Here is a 19,462-nt window from a genome sequence, read left to right as displayed (position 1 = left end):
GCCCCACGCTATGGCCTTGGAGTGCACTCCAAGCAAGCGGATCCGGTAAGAAATCCGCAGGACGCGGGCCGGGGCGCCTGACTAGCGTGCGGCACATGAGTCTTGTACGCCGGGCCCTGCCCGAGGATGCCACGGAAGTGCTGCGGCTGCGCCAGGTCATGATCGACGCCCTGTGGAGCGCGGGGGGCGGCGGACCGGCCGGCTGGCATGCCGAGTCGCTGCCGACGCTGCGGGACCGGCTGGCCGAGCCGGACGGTGACTTCGTCGCCTTCGTCGTGGACCATCCGGACCGGCCGGGGGCGCTGGCCGCGCTGACCGCCGGGACGCTGGAGTACCGGATCGGGAAGGCCGGCAATCCGCAGGGGCGGGTGGGGTACGTGTTCAGCGTGGCGACCGACCCGGGCGCCCGGCGCCGCGGGTACGCACGCGCCTGCATGCAGGAGCTGCTGGCCTGGTTCCGGGAGCGCGGCGCGGGGCACGTGCTGCTGAACGCCTCCGCGGAGGCCGAGCCGCTGTACGCCTCGCTCGGCTTCACCCGTGACCCGGACCCGTCGATGCGGCTGCTGCTGTGAGCCGCATAGGCTCGGCGGCATGTCGTTGAAGAGCTTGGTGTCGATCGAGAACTGGCCCGTCCCCACCGCCGCGGCGGGTGTCGTACGAGCCGACGGGACCGTCCTCGGGACGCACGGCGCCGTCGGACACCGCTTCCCGCTCGCCTCGGTCACCAAGCCGCTGGCGGCCTACGCGGCGCTCGTCGCCTACGAGGAGGGCGCGATCGAACTGGACGAGCCCGCCGGGCCGCCCGGGGCGACCGTCCGGCACCTGCTCGCGCACACCTCGGGGCTGGCCTTCGACGAGCACCGGACGACGGCCGCGGCCGGGGAGCGGCGGCTGTACTCCAACGCCGGGTTCGAGCAGCTCGGCGACCACATCGCCAAGGCGACGGACATCCCGTTCGCCGAGTATCTGCGGCAGGCGGTGCTGGAGCCGCTGGGGATGGCGTCGACCTCGCTGGAGGGCTCGCCGGCGAGGGACGGGGTGTCGACGGTCGGGGACCTGCTGCGGTTCGCGGCCGAGGTGCAGGCGCCGCGCCTGCTGGACCCGCGCACGGTCGCGGAGGCGATGAGCGTGCAGTACCCGGGCACGAAGGGGGTGCTGCCGGGATACGGGCACCAGAACCCGAACGACTGGGGGCTGGGCTTCGAGATCCGTGACGGCAAGTCGCCGCACTGGACGGGGAGTTCGTCCTCCCCGCGCACTTTCGGGCACTTCGGGCAGGCGGGTACGTTCCTGTGGATCGACCCCGACGCCGGTGTGGCGTGCGCCGCGCTCACCGACCGGGCCTTCGGGTCCTGGGCGATCGAGGCGTGGCCGGTCTTCACGGATGCGGTGCTGGGGGAGCTGCGGGGCTGAGGTCTACGCGCTCATCTCCCACAGCAGCACCTCGGCCGGTGTGACCGCGACCGCCTCAAGAGCCCGTGCCCCGGTGATCCGTGCCGAGTCCCCCGCGCCCAGTTCCTCCTCCCCCAGCCGGACGGTGCCGCGCACCACGTGGACGTAGACGCACGCCCCGTCCGGCACCGCCGTCCGCTCGCCCGGGGTCAGGCGCCGTACGTGCAGCATCGCGCCGGCCTCCGGGACGGCGTACGGGGTGGAGTCGGCGATGCCGGGGACGATCTCGTACGACGGCTCGCCGCCCGGCGCCAGCGGGGCCAGCCACATCTGCACGAAGGTCAGGGGCGCCGTGCCGTCGTTGCGCTCGACGTGCCGGACGCCCGCGGCCGAGCTGAGCCGCTGCACGTCACCGGGGCGCACCCGGGTCTCGCGGCCGGTGGAGTCGCGGTGGGTCAGCTCGCCCTCGACGACCCAGGTGACGATCTCGGTGTGGCTGTGCGGGTGCTCGTCGAAGCCGGCGCCGGGGGCCAGCCGCTCCTCGTTGCAGGCGATCAGCGCTCCGAAGCGCAGGTTGCCGGGGTCGTAGTGCGGCCCGAAGGAGAAGGCGTGCCACGACTCGATCCCGGCCGCCGCCTCCCCGCCGCGGTAGCGCGCACCGGCGCGGTGTACGTCCATCACGGGACAACCGTAGACCCCGGCGGGGCGCTCCCCGCGGCCGTAGCCCGGACCCGGCGGAGCACCTCCACGTCCGGATAAGGCAGTCTTGTCCCCGTGCCCGAACCCGAATCCCACCGCAGCGATCCCCACGCACACGACGTCCACCCGCACTCCGCGACCCTGAAGCGGCTGGAGAAGTCCTCCGGGAGTCTCGCCGCGCAGGCCATCGCGCGCATGGACGAGACCCTGCCGTGGTACCGGGCCATGCCCCCGGAGAACCGCTCCTGGATCGGGCTGGTCGCCCAGGCGGGCATCGCGGCCTTCACCGAGTGGTTCCGGCACCCGGACGCCCCGCAGGCGATCTCCACCGACGTCTTCGGGACCGCGCCGCGCGAGCTGACCCGGGCCATCACACTGCGCCAGACCGTGGAGATGGTGCGGACCACCATCGAGGTCATGGAGAGCGCCATCGACGAGGTGGCCGCCCCCGGTGACGAGAGCGTGCTGCGCGAGGCGCTGCTGGTGTACGCCCGGGAGATCGCCTTCGCCACCGCGCAGGTCTACGCCCAGGCCGCCGAGGCACGCGGTGCCTGGGACGCGCGGCTGGAGTCGCTGGTGGTCAACGCCGTGCTCAGCGGCGAGGCGGACGAGGGGGCCGTCAGCCGGGCCGCCGCGCTCGGCTGGAACTCCCCCGAGCATGTCTGTGTCGTCCTCGGGACCGCGCCGGACGGCGACAGCGAACTGACCGTCGAGGCCATCCGGCGGGCCGCGCGGCACGCCAAGCTGCAGGTGCTGACCGGTGTGCTCGGGGACCGGCTCGTCGTGATCGCCGGCGGGAGCGACAATCCGCTCGCCGTCGCCAAGTCGCTGATCGGGCCGTTCGCCGCGGGGCCGGTGGTCGCGGGGCCCGTCGTCCCCGACCTGCTGGCCGGCACCCGGTCCGCGCAGGCCGCCGCCGCGGGGCTGAAGGCGTGTTCCGCCTGGCAGGACGCGCCGCGGCCGGTGCTGGCGGACGATCTGCTGCCGGAGCGTGCGATCGCGGGTGATCCGAGCGCCCGCGAGCAGCTGGTGGAGGAGATCTACAGACCGCTGGAGGAAGCGGGCTCGGCGCTGCTGGAAACACTGAGTGTCTACCTGGAGCAGGCGAGCAGCCTGGAAGGCGCGGCCCGGATGCTTTTCGTTCACCCGAACACCGTGCGCTACCGGCTCCGACGTGTGACGGACGTCACCGGTTGGTCACCTTCGGATGTACGATCCGCCTTCACACTGCGGATCGCGCTGATCCTCGGGCGTCTGGCCGACGGCGAGACCCAGGCATAGGGTTTTGTCGGGGCCCCACAAAAGCCCTTCGTGTTCTTCGTCCCTGTCCCCACGGGCGGCCGTGGCCGTCCCCAAGAGAGAGTGTGAGAGTGCTCGTACTCGTCGCTCCCGGCCAGGGCGCCCAGACGCCCGGCTTCCTGACTCCCTGGCTCGAACTGCCCGGCGCCGCCGACCGCGTGGCCGCCTGGTCGGACGCCATCGGACTGGACCTGGTCCACTACGGCACCCAGGCCGACGCCGACGCGATCCGCGACACCGCGGTGGCCCAGCCGCTGCTGGTCGCCGCCGGCATCCTGTCCGCGGCGGCACTCGGTGACATCTCGGAGATCGCTCCGGGCGCCGTCGCCGGTCACAGCGTCGGCGAGATCACCGCCGCCGCCTTCGCGGGCGTGCTCGACGACACCGCCGCGCTCGGCCTGGTCCGCAAGCGGGGTCTGGCGATGGCCGACGCCGCCGCGATCACCGAGACCGGTATGTCGGCGCTGCTCGGCGGCGACCCCGAGACGTCGGTCGCGCACCTGGAGAGGCTGGGCCTGACCCCGGCGAACATCAACGGCGCGGGCCAGATCGTCGCCGCGGGCACGCTGGAGCAGCTGGCCGCGCTGAACGAGGACAAGCCCGAGGGGGTCCGCAAGGTCGTCGCGCTGAAGGTCGCCGGCGCCTTCCACACCCGCCACATGGCTCCCGCCGTCGAGACGCTGGCCAAGGCCGCCGCGCAGCTGACGCCCGGCGACCCCAAGGTCCCCTACGTCTCCAACAAGGACGGACAGACCGTCGCCACCGGCGCCGAGCTGCTGGACCGGCTGGTCGGCCAGGTCGCCAACCCCGTGCGCTGGGACCTGTGCATGGAGACCTTCAAGGAGCTGGGCGTCACCGCGCTCATCGAGGTGTGCCCGGGTGGCACCCTGACCGGCCTGGCCAAGCGGGCGCTGCCCGGCGTGACCACGCTGGCCCTGAAGACCCCCGACGACCTCGACGCGGCCCGCGCGCTCATCTCCGAGCACGCAGGTGCCTAAGGAGCGGCAGATGGCGAAGATCAAGCCCAGCAAGGGCGCCCCGTATGCGCGCATCCTCGGCGTCGGCGGCTACCGGCCGACGCGGGTGGTCCCCAACGAGGTGATCCTGGAGAAGATCGACTCGTCCGACGAGTGGATCCGCTCGCGCTCCGGCATCGAGACCCGGCACTGGGCGGGTCCCGAGGAGACCGTGGCCGCGATGTCGATCGAGGCCTCCGGCAAGGCGATCGCGGACGCCGGTATCGACGCCGAGCAGATCGGCGCCGTGGTCGTCTCCACCGTCTCGCACTTCAGCCAGACCCCGGCCGTCGCCACCGAGATCGCCGACAGGCTGGGCACCGACAAGGCCGCCGCCTTCGACATCTCGGCCGGCTGCGCGGGCTTCGGCTACGGCCTGACCCTCGCCAAGGGCATGGTGGTGGAAGGTTCCGCCGAGTACGTCCTCGTCATCGGCGTGGAGCGGCTGAGCGACCTGACCGACCTGGAGGACCGGGCCACGGCCTTCCTGTTCGGCGACGGCGCCGGCGCCGTCATCGTCGGCCCCTCGCAGGAGCCGGCGATCGGCCCCACCGTGTGGGGCTCCGAGGGCGACAAGTCCGAGACGATCAAGCAGACCGTCCCCTGGGACCGGTTCCGCATCGGCGACCTCGGCGCGCTGCCCCTGGACAGCGAGGGCAATGTCAAGTTCCCCGCCATCACGCAGGAGGGCCAGGCGGTGTTCCGCTGGGCCGTGTACGAGATGGCGAAGGTCGCCCAGCAGGCGCTGGACGCGGCCGGGATCAGCCCGGAAGAGCTGGACGTCTTCATCCCGCACCAGGCCAACGTGCGGATCATCGACTCGATGGTGAAGACCCTCAAACTGCCGGAGCATGTCACGGTCGCCCGTGACATCCGCACCACCGGCAACACCTCGGCCGCCTCGATTCCGCTCGCTATGGAGCGGCTTCTGGCGACCGGGGAGGCGAAGAGCGGCGACACCGCACTCGTCATCGGCTTCGGGGCGGGTCTCGTCTACGCCGCCACGGTCGTTACCCTCCCCTAGGCACTCCGTGCCGGATCTCGTGTCCGGCAGGGGGACAACTGCCACAAACCGTCTGGAACATTGAAGAAGGAGCGCCTGACATGGCCGCCACTCAGGAAGAGATCGTCGCCGGTCTCGCCGAGATCGTGAACGAGATCGCCGGGATCCCCACCGAGGACGTCCAGCTGGACAAGTCCTTCACCGACGACCTGGACGTCGACTCGCTGTCCATGGTCGAGGTCGTCGTCGCCGCCGAAGAGCGCTTCGACGTGAAGATCCCGGACGAGGACGTCAAGAACCTCAAGACCGTCGGTGACGCCACCGACTACATCCTCAAGCACCAGGCCTGACCCACCCGTTAGGCCAGGCTGCAAGGCCCCGCCACCCGGCGGTGGCGCCGTAGAATCCCGTATCCGTTGGAGAAAGAATTCCCGTGAGCCCGACCAATCGCACCGTGGTCGTCACCGGTATCGGCGCAACCACACCGCTGGGTGGCGACGCAGCCTCGACCTGGGAAGGTCTGATCGCCGGCAAGTCCGGTGTCAAGCACCTGGAGCAGGAGTGGGCGGCCGAGCAGGCCGTCAAGATCGCGGCTCCGGTCGCCGTGGAGCCCATCGAGGTCATCCCGCGGCCGCAGGCCCGCAAGCTGGACCGTTCTGCACAGTTCGCCCTGATCGCCGCGCAGGAGGCCTGGAAGGACGCGGGCTTCACCGGCAAGGCCGGTGAGGACGGAAGTGTCGACCCGGACCGGCTGGGCGCCGTCATCGCCTCCGGCATCGGCGGCGTGACCACGCTGCTCGACCAGTACGACGTGCTCAAGGAGAAGGGCGTCCGCCGCGTCTCCCCGCACACCGTCCCCATGCTGATGCCGAACAGCCCCTCGGCCAACGTGGGCCTGCTCGTGGGCGCCCGCGCGGGCGTGCACACGCCGGTCTCCGCGTGCGCCTCGGGCGCCGAGGCCATCGGCTACGCCATCGAGATGATCCGCACCGGCCGCGCCGACGTCGTCGTCGCCGGCGGTACGGAGGCGGCCATCCACCCGCTGCCGATCGCCGCGTTCGGCAACATGATGGCGATGTCCAAGAACAACGAGAACCCGCAGGCCGCCTCGCGTCCCTACGACGTCGAACGCGACGGCTTCGTCCTCGGCGAGGGTTCCGGCGTGCTCGTCCTGGAGTCCGCCGAGCACGCCGCGAAGCGCGGGGCCCGCGTCTACGCGGAGGCCGTCGGGCAGGGCGTCTCCGCCGACAGCCACGACATCGTGCAGCCGGAGCCCGAGGGTCGCGGCATCTCGCACGCGCTGCAGAACCTGCTGGACAACACCGACCTGAACCCGGCCGAGATCGTGCACGTCAACGCGCACGCCACGTCGACGCCGGCCGGTGACATCGCCGAGCTGAAGGCGCTGCGGAAGGTCTTCGGCGACGACGCGGACCACATGGCGGTGTCCGCGACCAAGTCGATGACCGGTCATCTGCTCGGCGGCGCGGGCGGCGTGGAGTCGGTCGCGACCGTGCTGGCGCTGTACAACCGGGTGGCGCCGCCGACGATCAACGTCGAGAACATCGACCCCGAGGCGGAGGCCAACGCGGACGTCGTCCGCGGGGAAGCCCGCAAGCTGCCGGTCGAGGGCCGGATCGCCGCCCTGAACGACTCGTTCGGGTTCGGCGGGCACAACGTGGTCCTGGCGTTCCGGACCGTCTGAGCGCGGTCCTGGCGTTCAGGACCGTCCGAGCGTGTGAGTGAGGGCCCCTGCCGAGCGGCGGGGGCCCTTTCTCGTGCCCGGCTCATGCCCGGAGCCGGGAAGCGGGTACGCGGGGTCAGACCACCTGGTGCAGCCAGCGGACCGGTGCGCCCTCGCCGGCGTAGCGGAACGGCTCCAGTTCGTCGTCCCAGGGCTTGCCGAGGAGCCTCGCGATCTCTTCCTCCAGGTCCGTCTCCTCGCGCTGGGACCTCGTCAGAGCGGCCCGCAGGCGGTCCTCGGGGATGAGGATGTCGCCGTGGATGCCGGTGACGGCGTGGAAGATGCCGAGGTCGGGGGTGCAGCTGTAGCGCTCGCCCTCGGCGCTCGGGCAGGGCTCCGCGGTGACCTCGAAGCGGAGCAGGTGCCAGCCGCGCAGGGCGGAGGCCAGCTTGGAGGCCGTGCCCGCCTGCCCCTGCCAGGAGAATTCCGAGCGCCAGGTGCCGGGGGCCGCGGGCTGCCGGATCCAGTCGAGGCTGACGCGCGTGCCGAGCACCCCGGCGACGGCCCACTCGACATGCGGGCACAGCGCGCGCGGCGCGGAGTGCACGTACAGAACTCCACGTGTCGTCACCGGAACCTCCGGGCAGAGCGGGACATCTTGCGGACTGGCTGGCGGCAGTGGCACGACGGCCGCGTTGATGGCGAGGCTACCCTGCGGCGGTGCAAGGAGTGTGACGTACCGTCGGTCCCGGTGCCAGGAAACCCCCGCCATTCACCCAGGGGGACGCTTGTACGGGGGTGCTCCGTTCCAAGGTGCCCGGTCGGGAACCCTCGCACGTTGTTATGGGAGGAAGCACCGAGGACAACGGATTCGACGACGAGGGGATCACCAGGGGATGCGGAAGCGAAGCAGCCGTGGGAGGGCCGCTCTCGCCGTCGTGGCGGCCGCCGTGCTGGGCGCCGCCGGATGCGACGCCGGGGGCGGCAGTCCCGCGCCTGAGGGCACCACGGCGCGCGCCGCCAGGCCCGCGCCGGTGTGGGACCGCAGCCCGGACTCGATCGCCGCGGTCGGCGACTCCATCACGCGCGGCTTCGACGCGTGCACGGTGCTGTCGGACTGCCCCGAGGTCTCGTGGGCGACGGGCAGCGACGCGCGGGTCGACAGCCTGGCGGTGCGCCTGCTCGGGGTCACGGGCGCGGCGGAGCGCAGCTGGAACTACGCCGAGACCGGTGCCCGCATGGCGGATCTGCCGGAGCAGATGGCGCAGGCGGCGGCCCGTGGCCCGGAGTTGGTGACGGTGATGGTGGGCGCGAACGACGCCTGCCGTGCGTCGGCGTCGGCGATGACCCCGGTGGCCGGTTTCCGTGCGGACTTCGAGGAGGCGCTGCGCACCCTGCGGTCGGCGCGGCCGAAGGCGCAGGTGTACGTGGCGAGCGTGCCGAACCTGAAGCGGCTGTGGTCCCAGGGCCGTGCCAATCCGCTGGGCAAGCAGGTGTGGAAGCTCGGCATCTGCCCGTCGATGCTGTCCGACGCCGACGACCTGACCGGTGCGGCCTCGCTGCGCCGGGACCAGGTGCAGCGGCGTGTGGTGGAGTACAACAAGGTGCTGAAGGAGGTCTGCGCGAAGGACCGCCGCTGCCGTTTCGACAACGACGCGGTCTACGACTACCGCTTCGGCACCGACCAGCTCAGCCACTGGGACTGGTTCCATCCCAGCAGGGACGGCCAGGCGCGGCTCGCGTCGATCGCGTACCGGGCGATCACCGCACCCCATCCGGTCGCCTAGGACACTGATCACCTAGGGTTTCCGACATGGGCGAACTTTTCGGCACACTTTCCGACGGCACGGCGGTCCACCGCTGGACGCTGGAGCGCGCCGGGACACGGGTGGAGGTCCTGACGTACGGCGGGATCGTGCGGTCGGTCCAGGTGCCGGACCGGGAGGGCCGGCCGGCGGACGTGGTGCTGGGCTTCGCCGGCCTGGACGGCTATCTCGCGCACCCCGGGCCGTACTTCGGCGCCCTGGTCGGCCGGTACGCCAACCGGATCGCGGGCGCCCGCTTCCCGCTGGACGGCGCGGTCCACACCCTGGAGCCGAACGACGGCCCGAACTCCCTGCACGGCGGCGCGCGCGGCTTCGCCCGGCGGGTGTGGGCGGCGGAGCCCGCCGGGCGGCACGGGGTGCGGCTGCACCGGGTGAGCCCGCACGGGGAGGAGGGTTTCCCGGGCCGCGTCGAGGTGTCGGCGACGTACTCGCTGGACGCCTCGGGCGCGCTGCGGATCGCCTACGAGGCGGTCACGGACGCCCCTACCGTGCTCAACCTCACCAACCACAGCTACTTCAACCTGGCCGGCTCGGGCCGGGTGGGCGGGCACGAACTGCGGCTGGCCGCCTCCCGTTTCACCCCCGTCGACGCGGACCTGATCCCCACCGGCGTCCTGGAGGACGTGACGGGCTCCCGGTTCGACTTCCGTGCCGCCCGCCAGGTCGGCTCGGGCTACGACCACAACTTCGTCCTGGACAAGGGGGTGACCGGCGCCCCGGAGGAGGTCGCCGAGCTGCACGACCCGGTCTCCGGGCGGACCCTGACCATGGCGACGACCGAACCGGGCCTCCAGCTCTACACCGCCGACCACCTGACGGCGCCCTTCGCCCCGGGTGGCGGCATCGCCCTGGAGACCCAGCACTTCCCGGACTCCCCCAACCGCCCCCGGTTCCCGAGCACGGTGCTGCGGCCGGGGGAGGTCTTCCGGTCGGAGACGGTGTACGGCTTCTCGGTCGGCTAGCCGGCCTCGCCGCGCATGCGCCGGGCCGCCTTGCCCAGCAGGGACATCGCGCCGCCGCAGATGAGCAGCGTCGTCCCCCCGGCCACGATCGGGCCGGCCGAACCGCCCTTGATGCCCTCGCCGGTCACCGTCGTCGCCAGCACGAAGATGATCGAGTACAGGCTCCGGCCGACTTTCGCGCCGGCCGGGATCACCTGGAGCAGCTGCGGAATGGTGGTCGCGGCGGCCAGCGCCATGCCGAAGGGCAGGGCGGCGGCGAGCATCAGGCCCCCGAAGCCGAGGGAGTTGCCGTAGGCACCCCAGCCGGCGCCCTTGTACAGCAGATAGCCGGTCGCGGTGAGGGACAGCAGGACCAGCAGGCCGTTGAGGTAGGCGGCCTGTGTGGCGGCCTTGCGGGCGCCGGGCAGGTGCGCGGCCGGGGAGCGCCAGGCGTCGGCCGTGACGAGCCGCAGCTGCCGCTTGAGTCCCTGCATCTGCAGCAGTGAGAAGACACCGAAGGCCAGCAGGGCGAATCCGGCCAGTGCCGCGACGAAGCCGAGGGGCTTCTGCGTGATGCCGTAGTGGGCGCCGCCGAAGGTGAGCGGGATGCCGAGGACCATGCCGTAGGCCATCGGCTTGGACTTGGCCTGGATCTTCACCGCCAGTTCCCGCTGGGCCGGGGTGAGGTTCGGATCCAGCCGCATCCGGCCCTCGCCGAGGTGCTGGGCGGGCGGTGGTGCGGCCTGCTGCTGGTGCGGGTGAGGGCCGGCCTGGTGGGGCGGGTACGGCTGCTGGGGCGGATAGGGCTGCTGGGGTGGGTACGGGGTCTGGTACGGCTGCTGGGGCGGGTACGGCTGCGCGCTGTACGGCCCCGGGGGCGGCGGCTGGTGCCCGTACGGGCCTGCGGGCGGCTGCGGTGCCCCGTAGGGACCCGGCTGCTGCGGCCCGTAGGGACCCTGTTGCTGCTGGCCTGGATACACGATGTCTCTCCCCCGTGCCCGGTGTGTGTCCGGTGTTCGCGGGCCGGGAGTCTATACGGACCCGGAGGTGGCGAGCCCCGGTCCAGGGGTCAGGTCCCGGACCGGGGCTGTTCGTGGGGGACTTGTCCCGGATCAGACGTTAATCGGCTCGACGAGCCTGAGGTCCGCGATCGAGCGTCCGGCGGCGATCTCGTACGAACCCTTCACACATGCCCACGCCTTCACCTTCTCGTCCCAGACCTCGAAGGCCCGGCGCGGCAGGGTGACGCTCACCTCGACGCTCTCGCCGGGACCGGCCTCGGTGGAGGCGAAGCCGGCCAGCTGCCGGGCGGGGCGCTCGGGGCCGCCGGGAGCCGGGCAGACGTAGAGCTGGACGACCTCGCGGCCGGGGCGCTCACCCGTGTTGCGCAGGCGGACGCGCGCGGTGGTGCCGTCGGTGTCCAGGGACTCGTAGGTCCAGTCGGTGTAGCCGAGGCCGTGGCCGAAGGGGTAGGCGGGGGTGCGGCCGGACTTCTGCCAGGCGCGGTAGCCGATGAACACGCCTTCGGTGTAGGGGAGTTCACCGTTGGTGGGGGTGACCTGGGTGACCGGGGCGTCGGTGAGGGAGCCCCAGGTGGTGGGGAGCCGGCCGCCGGGCTCGTGGGTGCCGGTGAGGACGTCGGCGAGGGCGGCGCCGCCCTCCTGGCCGGGGAACCAGCCGAGTAGGACGGCGGCGACCTCGTCGCGCCAGGGCAGTTCGACCGGGGAGCCGGAGTTGACGACGACGACCGTGTTCGGGTTGGCGGCGGCGACGGCGCGGACCAGGTCGTCCTGGCGGCCGGGGAGCCTCAGGTCGGTGCGGTCGAAGCCCTCGGACTCGACCCGGTCGGTGGTGGCGACCATGATGACGGCCGTGCCGGCGTTCCGGGCCGCCTCGACGGCCTCGGCGATCAGTTCGTCGGGGTCGCGCTGCGGCTCGCGGTGGGCGAGCGCGAAGGCGACGACCTTCATGGGGAGGTCGTCGGGGAGCTGGACGACATGGGTGAGGGAGACGTCGACCGGCCGGCCGGCGGTGAGTCCGGCCTGGGCGCGGGGCACGGGGGCGCCGAAGAAGGCCTCGAAGGGGCCGTCCTTGTCGGGGCGCTGGGTGTCGTCGTAGTACGTCGTGCCGTCGACGGTGAGCGTGAAGGGGCCCGTGCCCTTGATGCCGAAGGTGTGCGGGCCGCTCACGCGGGGGGTGAAGGTGCCGGTGAGTTCGACGGTGTGCAGGCGGTCGTGGGTGACGCCCTCGGGGAGGTCGGACCCCATCCACTGGATCTGGCCGTTCGGGGCGGAGCGGGTGCCGATGACCCGGCCGTCGCTGTCGCGGCAGACGGCGCCGAGGCGGAATCCCTGGCCGGCGACGGCGAGTTCGGTGGCCGGGTCGGCGCCTGTGGCGTAGCTGAGGGTGCCCTCGGCGAGTGCGGCGGTGAGGCCGTCGAGCGGGGAGACGATCCGGGCCGGGAAGACGGTGGCCGAGCCGCCGCCGAGGACGCGGGCGTCGCGGGCGGCGGCGCCGATCAGGGCCACCGTGCCGTCGGGCCTCAGGGGCAGGGCGTCGTTCTCGTTGCGGACGAGGACGAAGGAGCGGCGGGCGATCTCCCGGGCGAGCTCCTCGCCGTCGACCGGCGCGGGCGGTTCGCTCACGACGGGTTCGGCACCGTCGAGGATCCCGACGCGGGCGGCGAGGCGCAGGACGCGCCGTACGGCCGCGTCGACGGTGGCCTCGGCGACCTCGCCGTCCCGGACGGCCTGGGCGAGGGCTTCGCCGTAGACGGTCCGCGGGCCGGGCATGGCGACGTCCAGGCCGCCGTTGGCGGCGCCGACCGTGTCCCGGGCGGCCATCCAGTCGGAGACGTTGAAGCCGTCGAAGCCCCATTCGCCGCGCAGGACTTCGTTGACCAGGTGGTGGTGCTCGGTCATCGTGGTGCCGTTGACCGTGTTGTAGGCGGTCATGATGCCCCAGGGGCGGGCGTTCGCGACGATGGCCTCGAACGGGGCCAGGTACAGCTCGCGCAGGGCGCGTTCGCCGACCAGGTTGTTCACGGTGAAGCGGTCGGTCTCGGCGTCGTTGGCGACGAAGTGCTTGACGGTGGCGCCGACTCCGCCGGACTGGACGCCGGCCACATAGCCGCTGCCGATCACGCCCGTGAGATACGGGTCCTCGCTGTAGCACTCGAAGTGACGGCCGCCGAGCGGGGAGCGGTGCAGGTTGACGGTGGGCGCGAGCAGTACGTGGACACCCTTGCGCCGGGCCTCCTGGGCCAGCAGCGCGCCGGCCCGGTGGGCGAGGTGGGGGTCCCAGGTGGCGGCGAGGGCGGTGGGCGAGGGCAGGGCGACGGAGGGGTCGTCGGCACTCCAGCGCACGCCCCGGACGCCGATGGGGCCGTCCGACATGACGAGGGACCTGAGGCCGATCTCCGGCAGCGCGGGCAGGGTCCACATGTCCTGGCCGGCCAGCAGCCGCGCCTTCGCGTCCAGGCCGAGCTTGCCGAGAGCGGCCTCGACGACCGCCTCGCGGGCCGTGTCGGCCGGGGTGCGCTGGTATCCCGCCATCGCGGTGCCTCCTCGTCGACGTCCGTGCAGGTGCCCCCCATCGTGCATCCGATACCTGTAGAGTGGTAGGTTTCGTTATCCTGCTGTTATTTTCACGGGTCGAGGGTGCCGTACGGTGATCCCATGAACGCGAGGGTCAGGAGCGAGGAACGGCGCGCGGAGATCGTCGGGGCGGCGCTGGAGGTGATCGCCGAGCGCGGTTACCGGGGGGCGAGCCTGGCCGCGGTCGCCGAGCGCGTCGGGCTCACCCAGCAGGGGCTGCTGCACTACTTCCCGACCAAGGACGCCCTGCTGGTGGCCGTGCTGCAGGACCGGGACCGGTGGGACGCCCTGCCGGACCCGCGCTGGCGGATGGATCTGCTGGCCTCGCTGGTCGAGTACAACGCGATGCGCCCGGCGATCATCCAGACCTTCTCGGCACTGCTCGGCGAGAGCGTGACGGAGGATCATCCGGCGCGGGGCTACTTCACCGAGCGGTACGCGCGGGTGCGGGAGTCGATGGCGGCGGTGCTGCGGGCCGAGTACGGCGACAGCCTGCCGAACGGACTCACCCCGGAGCGGACGGCGCCCCTGCTCGTGGCCGTGATGGACGGCCTGCAGTACCAGTGGCTGCTGGACCCCGAGTCGGTGGACATGCCGGGGGCGTTCCGCGATTTCCTGCGGCTGCTGGGCGAGCCGGTGGACTGAGGGCGGCGCGTGCCCCCGTACCGGTCCGCCACCGCCCCGCGGCTCCTCGTACGCGGCCTCCTGCCCGGCGCCGCCGTGCAGGAAGTCGGCGTACGCGGCCGTCAGTCACCGCCCGGCACCGCCGCCACGACCTCGATCTCCACCTGCGCCTCTGGACGGAAGAGACGTGGGACCTCGAAGGTCATGCTCGTCGGCGGGGTACCGGTGAGGAACTGCCGTCGTACGGAACCGTATTCCTCCAGCTTGCCGATGTCGGTCAGGCAGGTGCGGATGCTGATGACGTTCGCGAGGCTCGCGCCGTGCGCCTTCAGCAGGGCGTCGATGCTCTCGAAGACGCCCCGGGTCTGCTCGGCCAGGGTCGCTCCCTCGGCGATCTGGCCCGAGAGGAACAACAGGGCGCTTCCGTCGGCGTGTTCGACGCGGGCCACCTGGGAGTAGTAGGGACTGAGGGGCCGCGCCGCGCCGGCGGGGCTGTCCAGGGTGATCTGCACGGCGGCTCCTTCAGCGGGTACGGATGAGGTGGGCGGCCGTCCGCGCGAGGTCGGCGCGGGCCAGGGCCGGATCGTCCTCGGCGGCCCGCACGAGGTGCTCAGAGACTGCGGCGGTGACCGGCAGTTCGGCGATGGCCGTGGCGATCCGGAGGTCCTTCACGGCCAGTTCGGCGGCGAACAGCGCCCCGTCGGCGAAGGCACGCTCCACCGCCCCGCCGAGCGGGCCCGCGCGCAGGGCGTCGCGGGCGGTGTCCCCGTCGAGGCCCAGCGCGGCGGCGAGCCGCAGCGCCTCGGCGACGACGCCGACGCCGCCGATCACGGCGGTGTTGACGACGAGTTTGAGGGCCGCGCCCGAACCGAGCGCGCCGGTCCGGGTGACCGTGCCGAGGGGAGCGAGGACCTGTCCCACGGCGGCCGTGTCCCCGCCGGCGAGGATGCCGAGCGTGCCCTGCGCGGCCCGGTCCGTGCTGCCCATGACCGGTGCGTCGACCAGGACGACCCCGTCCTTCAGCCGTGCGGCCAGTTCCCGTACGGCGTCCGGTCCGACGGTCGACATCTCGATCCAGGCCGTGCCCGGCCGCAGCGCTGACGCGACCTCGTCGGCCACGGCGGTGAGCGCGTCCGGTCCGGCGAGCATCGTGATCACGACGTCGGCGTCCCGTACGGCCTCGGCGGGCGAGCCGGCGAGCGCGGCGCCCTCGGCCACGAGCGGCTCGGCCCGGGCCGGGGTGCGGTTCCAGACGGTCAGCGGGTGACCGGCCCGAAGCAGCCGACGGGCCATCGGGACACCCATGCTGCCGAGCCCCAGGAAAGCGATCTTCTCCGTCTTCTCCATGCGTCGACGCTAGGATCCGGCGCGCGATGCGACAAGCGAATGTCTAGCATCGCTGGCATGCTGACTTCGCATGACGAGCCCGGGCTGCCCGAGCTGTCCACCGTCTGGCTGCGGGTGTTCCTGGAGGTCGCCCGGCACGGCTCGTTCACGGTGGCCGCGCGGACGCTGGGCTGGACCCAGTCCGCGGTCTCCCGGCAGATCTCCTCGCTGGAGGCGGCCCTCGGCGGCGCTCCGCTCTTCGACCGGCTGCCGCGGGGGGTGCGGCTCACCGAGGCCGGCCGGACCCTCGTCCCGTACGCCGAGGCCGTGTCCGGGTCGCTGCGGGGCGCCGCGCGCGAGCTGGCGGAGCTGCGCGCGGCAGCGGGCGGACGGCTGCGGTTCGGGGCGTTCCCCACCGCCGACGCGGCGCTCGTCCCGCAGGCGCTGGCCGCCTTCCACGCCCGTCACCCCCGTGTGCGCGTCTCGCGCGAGGAGGGCCTGTCCGCAGCGCTGCTGGACCGCCTGACGGCCGGCCGGCTGGACCTCGTGGTGGTGTCGAGGACGGGCCGCGCCCCACTGGACGCGTACGCGCTGCACCATCTCCTCGACGAGACCCTGTACGTCGCCGTCCCGGCCGGCCATCCGCTCGCCGCGAGCGACGGGCCGGTGCGGCTGGCCCGGCTCGCCGACGCGGACTGGATCGCCGGCAGCGCCCGGCCCGAGGGCACCCTGCTGGACGCGGCCGTGCGGCAGGGGTTCCAGCCGCGCGTCGCCCATGTCGTCGCGGAGTGGACCGCCAAGCAGGGCTACGTCGCCGCGGGCCTGGGCGTGACCCTGGTCCCGGCGCTGGCCGCCGCGTCCGTGCGCCCGGACGTCGCGCTGCTGCCGGTGCACGCCGAGGACGCCCCGCCGCGCGCGGTGTACGCGGCGACGGTCCGGGGGCGGTCGCGGACGGCCGCGGTCCGGGCCTTCGTCACCGCGCTGCGGCAGGCGGCGGAACGCGTTCCGCGCTGAGCCGGCCGGGTGCGCTCAGTGCGACGGCGCGAGCGCGAGGCTGACCCCGAGACCGGCCAGGACCGAGCCGATGACCTTGTTGAGGATCTTCTGGCCGCGCAGCATCAGGGTCCGCATCCGGGCCTGCGAGAAGAACGCGGCGACCACGCCGAACCACAGCAGGTGGGCCAGCGACATGAACAGGCCGTAGCCGGCCTGCCGGTACAGCGGGGTGTCGGGGCCGACGACCTGGGCGAAGGTGGAGACGACGAAGAGGGTGGTCTTCGGGTTGAGCACGTTGGTGAGGAAGCCGGTGCGCAGCGCGGCGAAGGGGGTCAGCTCGCGCCGGTCGTCCAGGTCGATCCTCAGCTCGCCGCGGGTGCGGTACGTGCGGACGCCGACATAGACGAGGTAGGCCGCGCCGATCAGCTTGATCACCGTGAACAGGGCGGTGGAGGAGGCGATCAGCAGGCCGACGCCGAGCAGGGTGTAGGTGACGTGGACCAGGACGCCGGCGGCGACGCCCGTGGCGGCGAGCAGGCCGGTGCGGCGGCCGTAGAGATAGCTGTTGCGGACGATCATCGCGAAGTCGGCGCCGGGAGCGACCACGGCGAGGACCGTGATCAGGGCGACGGCGAGTATCTGGGTCACGGGGTGACGTCCTCCATGTCGGGCTCCCCGTCGGGAGCGGAGCCGTCGTCGGCGTCCTCCTCGCCCAGCAGGTCGCGGGCGAGGAGCGTGGCGCCCGCGACCGCGCCCGGCATCAGGAACACCGCGACGAACGGAACCAGGAAGGCCAGGCCGAGGGGCGTGCCGAAGCCCCAGACCAGGGTCTTGCGGGAGCGGAGCAGGGCGAGCCGGGCGCGCAGTTCGACGCCCCGGCGCTGCAGGGCCACGGCGGCCAGTTCCTCGGTGAGGAAGAAACCGGTGACGAAGAAGCCGAGCACGGGGACGGCGGTCTGGCCGACGAACGGCAGGAAGCCGAGGGCGAAGAGCAACACGCCCCACAGCGCGGCCCGCACCAGGACACGCAGGCTGTCGCGGGCCGAGATCCACAGCTCGCGCCAGAGCGGCAGGTCCGACCGCGGGGCGGTGCCGTCGGGCGAGACGTCGGCGTCGACCAGCTCCGACAGGTTCTCGTAGAAGGGCTGGCCGACCAGCAGGGTGACGGCCGTGAACGTCAGCACGGCCAGCAGCAGGCCGAGGGCGAACAGGACGGCCGTCAGAAAGCCGCGGAACAGGCCCTGCCAGGGGCTGGACCAGTCGTCCGCGAACGGGGTCGCCCAGGTGACCGCGTCCTCTCCCCACACGGCGAGCGCGACCAGTGCCGCGGCGTAGAGGACCAGGGTGAGCAGCCCGGGCAGCAGCCCGAAGCCGTACTGGCGGCCGTGCCGGGCCATCCAGCGCTGCCCCTTCAGCAGATAACCGAATCCCGCCCCAAGATCGCGCATGGCGGGAACTCTACCGACTCTCAGCCGGCCAGCATCCGGCGCAGCAGGTCGCGCAGGGAGCGGCGTTCGTCCGCGGACAGGCCGGCGAGGGGTTCGCGGGCGAAGTGCAGGCCCTCGCGCAGATCCCGGGCGACGCGCAGGCCGTCCTCGGTGGCGGCGGCCACCTTCACCCGGCGGTCCGCCGGGTCGGGACGGCGCTCCACCAGCCCCCGGGACTCCAGGCGGTCCACTATGCCCGTGACGTTCGACGGCTCGCACTTCAGCTTGTGCGCCAGCTTCCGCATGGGCAGCGGCTCCACCGACAGCAGACTGAGAAGCCGGGCCTGCGGACCGGTCAGCGCGTGCTCGCCCGCCGCTTCCTCGTAGTCCGTGTAGAAGCGGGCCACGACGTCCCCGATGAGTTCGACGACCTCCATCGTCAGGGCGTCGGGGCGGTGGGTCTTCGGTGGTGTGGCCATGGACACCAGGATACCCGCTTACTTGACATCCTGAAATATTGAAGCGCATGGTTGTTTCAGGTTCTGAAGTAATCGGGAAAGGCACTGTCATGATCAACCGCGAGTGGCACCTGCTCAGCCGGCCCGTCGGCTGGCCGAAGCCGGAGGACTTCGCCCTCGTCGAGACCCCGGTCCCGACCCCGGGTGACGGTCAGGTACTGGTGCGGAACAAATTCCTGTCCGTAGACCCGTACATGCGCGGCCGGATGTCGGCGGCCAAGTCGTACGCCGCCCCCTTCGAGCTGGGCAAGGTCATGCAGGGCGGCGCGGTCGGCGAGGTGATCGCCTCGCACGCCGAGGGCATCGAGGTCGGCGACCACGTCCTGCACTTCTTCGGCTGGCGCGAGTACGCGGTCGTGGACGCGAAGAACGCGGTCAAGGTCGGCCCGACGGCCGTTCCGGCCGTCCAGGTCGACGCCGGCGCCCACGACGTGCCGCTGTCGGCGTACCTCGGCGTGCTCGGCATGACGGGCCTGACCGCCTACGCCGGCCTGGTGCGCACCGCCTCCTTCAAGGAGGGCGACATCGTCTTCGTCTCCGGCGCCGCCGGTGCCGTCGGCAGCCAGGTCGGGCAGCTCGCCAAGCTCCTGGGCGCCTCGCGGGTCATCGGCTCGGCCGGCTCCGACGAGAAGGTCAAGCTGCTGGTCGAGGAGTACGGCTTCGACGCCGCGTTCAACTACAAGAACGGCCCGGTCGCCGAGCAGCTGCAGGAGGCCGCGCCCGACGGCATCGACGTGTACTTCGACAACGTCGGCGGGGACCACCTGGAGGCGGCCGTCGGGTCACTGCGCGAAGGCGGCCGCATCGCCGTCTGCGGCATGATCTCCGTCTACAACAACACCGAGCCCGCACCGGGCCCGAGGAACCTCACCCGCCTCATCCAGACCCGGGGCCGCATCGAGGGCTTCCTGGTCGGGGACCACTACGACCTGCAGCCGGAGTTCGTCCGGAAGGTCGGGCCGTGGGTCGCCTCGGGCAAGCTCAAGTACCGCGAGACGGTCGTCGAGGGCATCGAGAACAACCTGGAGGCGTTCCTCGGGGTCCTGCGCGGCGACAACATCGGGAAGATGGTCGTCAAGCTCTAGGCTTCACTGGATTTCCGGCATGCGGTAACT

21 protein-coding genes are annotated in these 19,462 nt (G+C 72.4%); 12 read left to right on the top strand and 9 right to left on the bottom strand.

From position 1 onward, the window contains the following. Positions 1-95 precede the first annotated feature (95 nt). The gene (locus IO33_RS0101580) at positions 96-572 is read left to right on the top strand and encodes a GNAT family N-acetyltransferase (RefSeq protein ID WP_031159197.1); all 477 of its coding nucleotides are present in this window, start codon (positions 96-98) and stop codon (positions 570-572) included. A gap of 19 nt (positions 573-591) precedes the next feature. Continuing rightward, the gene (locus tag IO33_RS0101575; RefSeq protein ID WP_031159194.1) at positions 592-1,413 is read left to right on the top strand and encodes a serine hydrolase domain-containing protein; all 822 of its coding nucleotides are present in this window, start codon (positions 592-594) and stop codon (positions 1,411-1,413) included. 3 nt (positions 1,414-1,416) lie between these two features. On the opposite strand, the gene IO33_RS0101570 is transcribed toward IO33_RS0101575, so the two are convergent. Next, positions 1,417-2,070, bottom strand: a complete 654-nt coding sequence (locus IO33_RS0101570) for a pirin family protein (RefSeq protein WP_031159192.1) — start codon at positions 2,068-2,070, stop codon at positions 1,417-1,419. A gap of 96 nt (positions 2,071-2,166) precedes the next feature. Between IO33_RS0101570 and fasR the strand changes: the two genes are divergently transcribed. The 5 genes from fasR to IO33_RS0101545 all read left to right on the top strand — a co-directional run bounded on the left by fasR (position 2,167) and on the right by IO33_RS0101545 (position 7,114). Next, positions 2,167-3,372, top strand: a complete 1,206-nt coding sequence (gene fasR, locus IO33_RS0101565) for a fatty acid biosynthesis transcriptional regulator FasR (RefSeq protein WP_031159189.1) — start codon at positions 2,167-2,169, stop codon at positions 3,370-3,372. Between the two features lie 89 nt (positions 3,373-3,461). Then, positions 3,462-4,388 (top strand): ACP S-malonyltransferase, encoded by a 927-nt coding sequence (locus tag IO33_RS0101560; protein WP_031159187.1) that lies wholly within the window; start codon positions 3,462-3,464, stop codon positions 4,386-4,388. Between the two features lie 10 nt (positions 4,389-4,398). Beyond that, positions 4,399-5,430: a ketoacyl-ACP synthase III gene (locus IO33_RS0101555; protein WP_031159184.1), complete on the top strand. Its 1,032-nt coding sequence runs from the start codon at positions 4,399-4,401 to the stop codon at positions 5,428-5,430. Positions 5,431-5,510: 80 nt separating this feature from the next. Then, positions 5,511-5,759, top strand: coding sequence for an acyl carrier protein (locus IO33_RS0101550; RefSeq protein WP_018545314.1), 249 nt, complete (start codon positions 5,511-5,513; stop codon positions 5,757-5,759). Between the two features lie 83 nt (positions 5,760-5,842). After that, complete coding sequence (locus tag IO33_RS0101545) at positions 5,843-7,114, top strand: beta-ketoacyl-[acyl-carrier-protein] synthase family protein (RefSeq protein ID WP_031159179.1); 1,272 nt, start codon at positions 5,843-5,845, stop codon at positions 7,112-7,114. A gap of 115 nt (positions 7,115-7,229) precedes the next feature. Here IO33_RS0101545 and IO33_RS0101540 read toward each other — a convergent pair whose 3' ends face one another. Then, entirely contained in the window at positions 7,230-7,724 is a 495-nt protein-coding gene (locus IO33_RS0101540) for a DUF3145 domain-containing protein (protein ID WP_031159176.1), read from the bottom strand. Between the two features lie 265 nt (positions 7,725-7,989). Between IO33_RS0101540 and IO33_RS0101535 the strand changes: the two genes are divergently transcribed. Together IO33_RS0101535 and IO33_RS0101530 are read left to right on the top strand one after the other, a co-directional pair. Next, on the top strand, positions 7,990-8,880 hold the full coding sequence (locus IO33_RS0101535; RefSeq protein ID WP_031159174.1) for an SGNH/GDSL hydrolase family protein: 891 nt from the start codon (positions 7,990-7,992) through the stop codon (positions 8,878-8,880). 26 nt (positions 8,881-8,906) lie between these two features. Beyond that, positions 8,907-9,881 carry an aldose epimerase family protein gene (locus IO33_RS0101530; RefSeq protein ID WP_031159171.1) on the top strand — a complete coding sequence of 325 codons (975 nt, stop codon included), beginning with the start codon at positions 8,907-8,909 and terminating at the stop codon, positions 9,879-9,881. On the opposite strand, the gene IO33_RS49110 is transcribed toward IO33_RS0101530, so the two are convergent. Both IO33_RS49110 and IO33_RS0101520 read right to left on the bottom strand, forming a co-directional pair. After that, positions 9,878-10,840 (bottom strand): hypothetical protein, encoded by a 963-nt coding sequence (locus tag IO33_RS49110; RefSeq protein ID WP_107069198.1) that lies wholly within the window; start codon positions 10,838-10,840, stop codon positions 9,878-9,880. The genes IO33_RS0101530 and IO33_RS49110 overlap by 4 nt on opposite strands. A 132-nt stretch (positions 10,841-10,972) precedes the next feature. Then, a complete protein-coding gene (locus IO33_RS0101520; protein WP_031159166.1) occupies positions 10,973-13,414 on the bottom strand; it encodes a glycoside hydrolase family 3 protein in 2,442 nt (813 codons plus the stop codon). Positions 13,415-13,519: 105 nt separating this feature from the next. Between IO33_RS0101520 and IO33_RS0101515 the strand changes: the two genes are divergently transcribed. Then, on the top strand, positions 13,520-14,101 hold the full coding sequence (locus tag IO33_RS0101515) for a TetR/AcrR family transcriptional regulator (RefSeq protein ID WP_031159163.1): 582 nt from the start codon (positions 13,520-13,522) through the stop codon (positions 14,099-14,101). A 101-nt stretch (positions 14,102-14,202) separates the two neighbouring features. Here the strand turns inward: IO33_RS0101515 and IO33_RS0101510 are convergent, their stop codons facing one another. Next, the gene (locus tag IO33_RS0101510) at positions 14,203-14,592 is read right to left on the bottom strand and encodes a RidA family protein (protein ID WP_031159161.1); all 390 of its coding nucleotides are present in this window, start codon (positions 14,590-14,592) and stop codon (positions 14,203-14,205) included. A gap of 10 nt (positions 14,593-14,602) precedes the next feature. After that, entirely contained in the window at positions 14,603-15,427 is an 825-nt protein-coding gene (locus tag IO33_RS0101505; RefSeq protein ID WP_031159158.1) for an NAD(P)-dependent oxidoreductase, read from the bottom strand. Positions 15,428-15,484: 57 nt separating this feature from the next. Here IO33_RS0101505 and IO33_RS0101500 point away from each other — a divergent pair, with 57 nt between their 5' ends. After that, entirely contained in the window at positions 15,485-16,420 is a 936-nt protein-coding gene (locus IO33_RS0101500; RefSeq protein ID WP_245235650.1) for a LysR family transcriptional regulator, read from the top strand. 15 nt (positions 16,421-16,435) lie between these two features. Here the strand turns inward: IO33_RS0101500 and IO33_RS0101495 are convergent, their stop codons facing one another. From IO33_RS0101495 to IO33_RS0101485, 3 genes are read right to left on the bottom strand one after another with little or no spacing between them, the layout of a single operon-like run. Continuing rightward, entirely contained in the window at positions 16,436-17,050 is a 615-nt protein-coding gene (locus IO33_RS0101495) for a LysE family translocator (RefSeq protein ID WP_031159153.1), read from the bottom strand. Next, a complete protein-coding gene (locus IO33_RS0101490) occupies positions 17,047-17,850 on the bottom strand; it encodes an EI24 domain-containing protein (RefSeq protein ID WP_031159151.1) in 804 nt (267 codons plus the stop codon). Before IO33_RS0101490 ends, IO33_RS0101495 begins: the two co-directional genes overlap by 4 nt. Before the next feature lie 20 nt (positions 17,851-17,870). Next, positions 17,871-18,308, bottom strand: a complete 438-nt coding sequence (locus IO33_RS0101485) for a MarR family winged helix-turn-helix transcriptional regulator (RefSeq protein ID WP_031159148.1) — start codon at positions 18,306-18,308, stop codon at positions 17,871-17,873. An 89-nt stretch (positions 18,309-18,397) separates the two neighbouring features. On the opposite strand from IO33_RS0101485, the gene IO33_RS0101480 reads away from it, so the two are divergent. Then, positions 18,398-19,432 carry an NADP-dependent oxidoreductase gene (locus IO33_RS0101480; protein WP_031159145.1) on the top strand — a complete coding sequence of 345 codons (1,035 nt, stop codon included), beginning with the start codon at positions 18,398-18,400 and terminating at the stop codon, positions 19,430-19,432. Positions 19,433-19,462 lie beyond the last annotated feature (30 nt).

The sequence above is a fragment of the Streptomyces durhamensis genome (assembly GCF_000725475.1).
GTDB lineage: Bacteria > Actinomycetota > Actinomycetes > Streptomycetales > Streptomycetaceae > Streptomyces > Streptomyces filipinensis.
The sequence above is the reverse complement of the archived record's forward strand: the minus strand, read 5'-3'. Positions and strand labels throughout refer to the sequence as shown.

Bases quoted from the DNA above. Each gene is read 5' to 3' on its own strand.
- IO33_RS0101520 (WP_031159166.1), bottom strand. From the start codon at position 13,414: ATGGCGGGATACCAGCGCACCCCGGCCGACACGGCCCGCGAGGCGGTC.
- IO33_RS0101530 (WP_031159171.1), top strand. From the start codon at position 8,907: ATGGGCGAACTTTTCGGCACACTTTCCGACGGCACGGCGGTCCACCGC.
- IO33_RS0101500 (WP_245235650.1), top strand. From the start codon at position 15,485: ATGCTGACTTCGCATGACGAGCCCGGGCTGCCCGAGCTGTCCACCGTC.
- IO33_RS0101570 (WP_031159192.1), bottom strand. From the start codon at position 2,070: ATGGACGTACACCGCGCCGGTGCGCGCTACCGCGGCGGGGAGGCGGCG.
- IO33_RS0101575 (WP_031159194.1), top strand. From the start codon at position 592: ATGTCGTTGAAGAGCTTGGTGTCGATCGAGAACTGGCCCGTCCCCACC.
- IO33_RS0101550 (WP_018545314.1), top strand. From the start codon at position 5,511: ATGGCCGCCACTCAGGAAGAGATCGTCGCCGGTCTCGCCGAGATCGTG.
- IO33_RS0101555 (WP_031159184.1), top strand. From the start codon at position 4,399: ATGGCGAAGATCAAGCCCAGCAAGGGCGCCCCGTATGCGCGCATCCTC.
- IO33_RS0101485 (WP_031159148.1), bottom strand. From the start codon at position 18,308: ATGGCCACACCACCGAAGACCCACCGCCCCGACGCCCTGACGATGGAG.
- IO33_RS0101490 (WP_031159151.1), bottom strand. From the start codon at position 17,850: ATGCGCGATCTTGGGGCGGGATTCGGTTATCTGCTGAAGGGGCAGCGC.
- IO33_RS0101480 (WP_031159145.1), top strand. From the start codon at position 18,398: ATGATCAACCGCGAGTGGCACCTGCTCAGCCGGCCCGTCGGCTGGCCG.
- IO33_RS0101580 (WP_031159197.1), top strand. From the start codon at position 96: ATGAGTCTTGTACGCCGGGCCCTGCCCGAGGATGCCACGGAAGTGCTG.
- IO33_RS0101505 (WP_031159158.1), bottom strand. From the start codon at position 15,427: ATGGAGAAGACGGAGAAGATCGCTTTCCTGGGGCTCGGCAGCATGGGT.
- IO33_RS0101535 (WP_031159174.1), top strand. From the start codon at position 7,990: ATGCGGAAGCGAAGCAGCCGTGGGAGGGCCGCTCTCGCCGTCGTGGCG.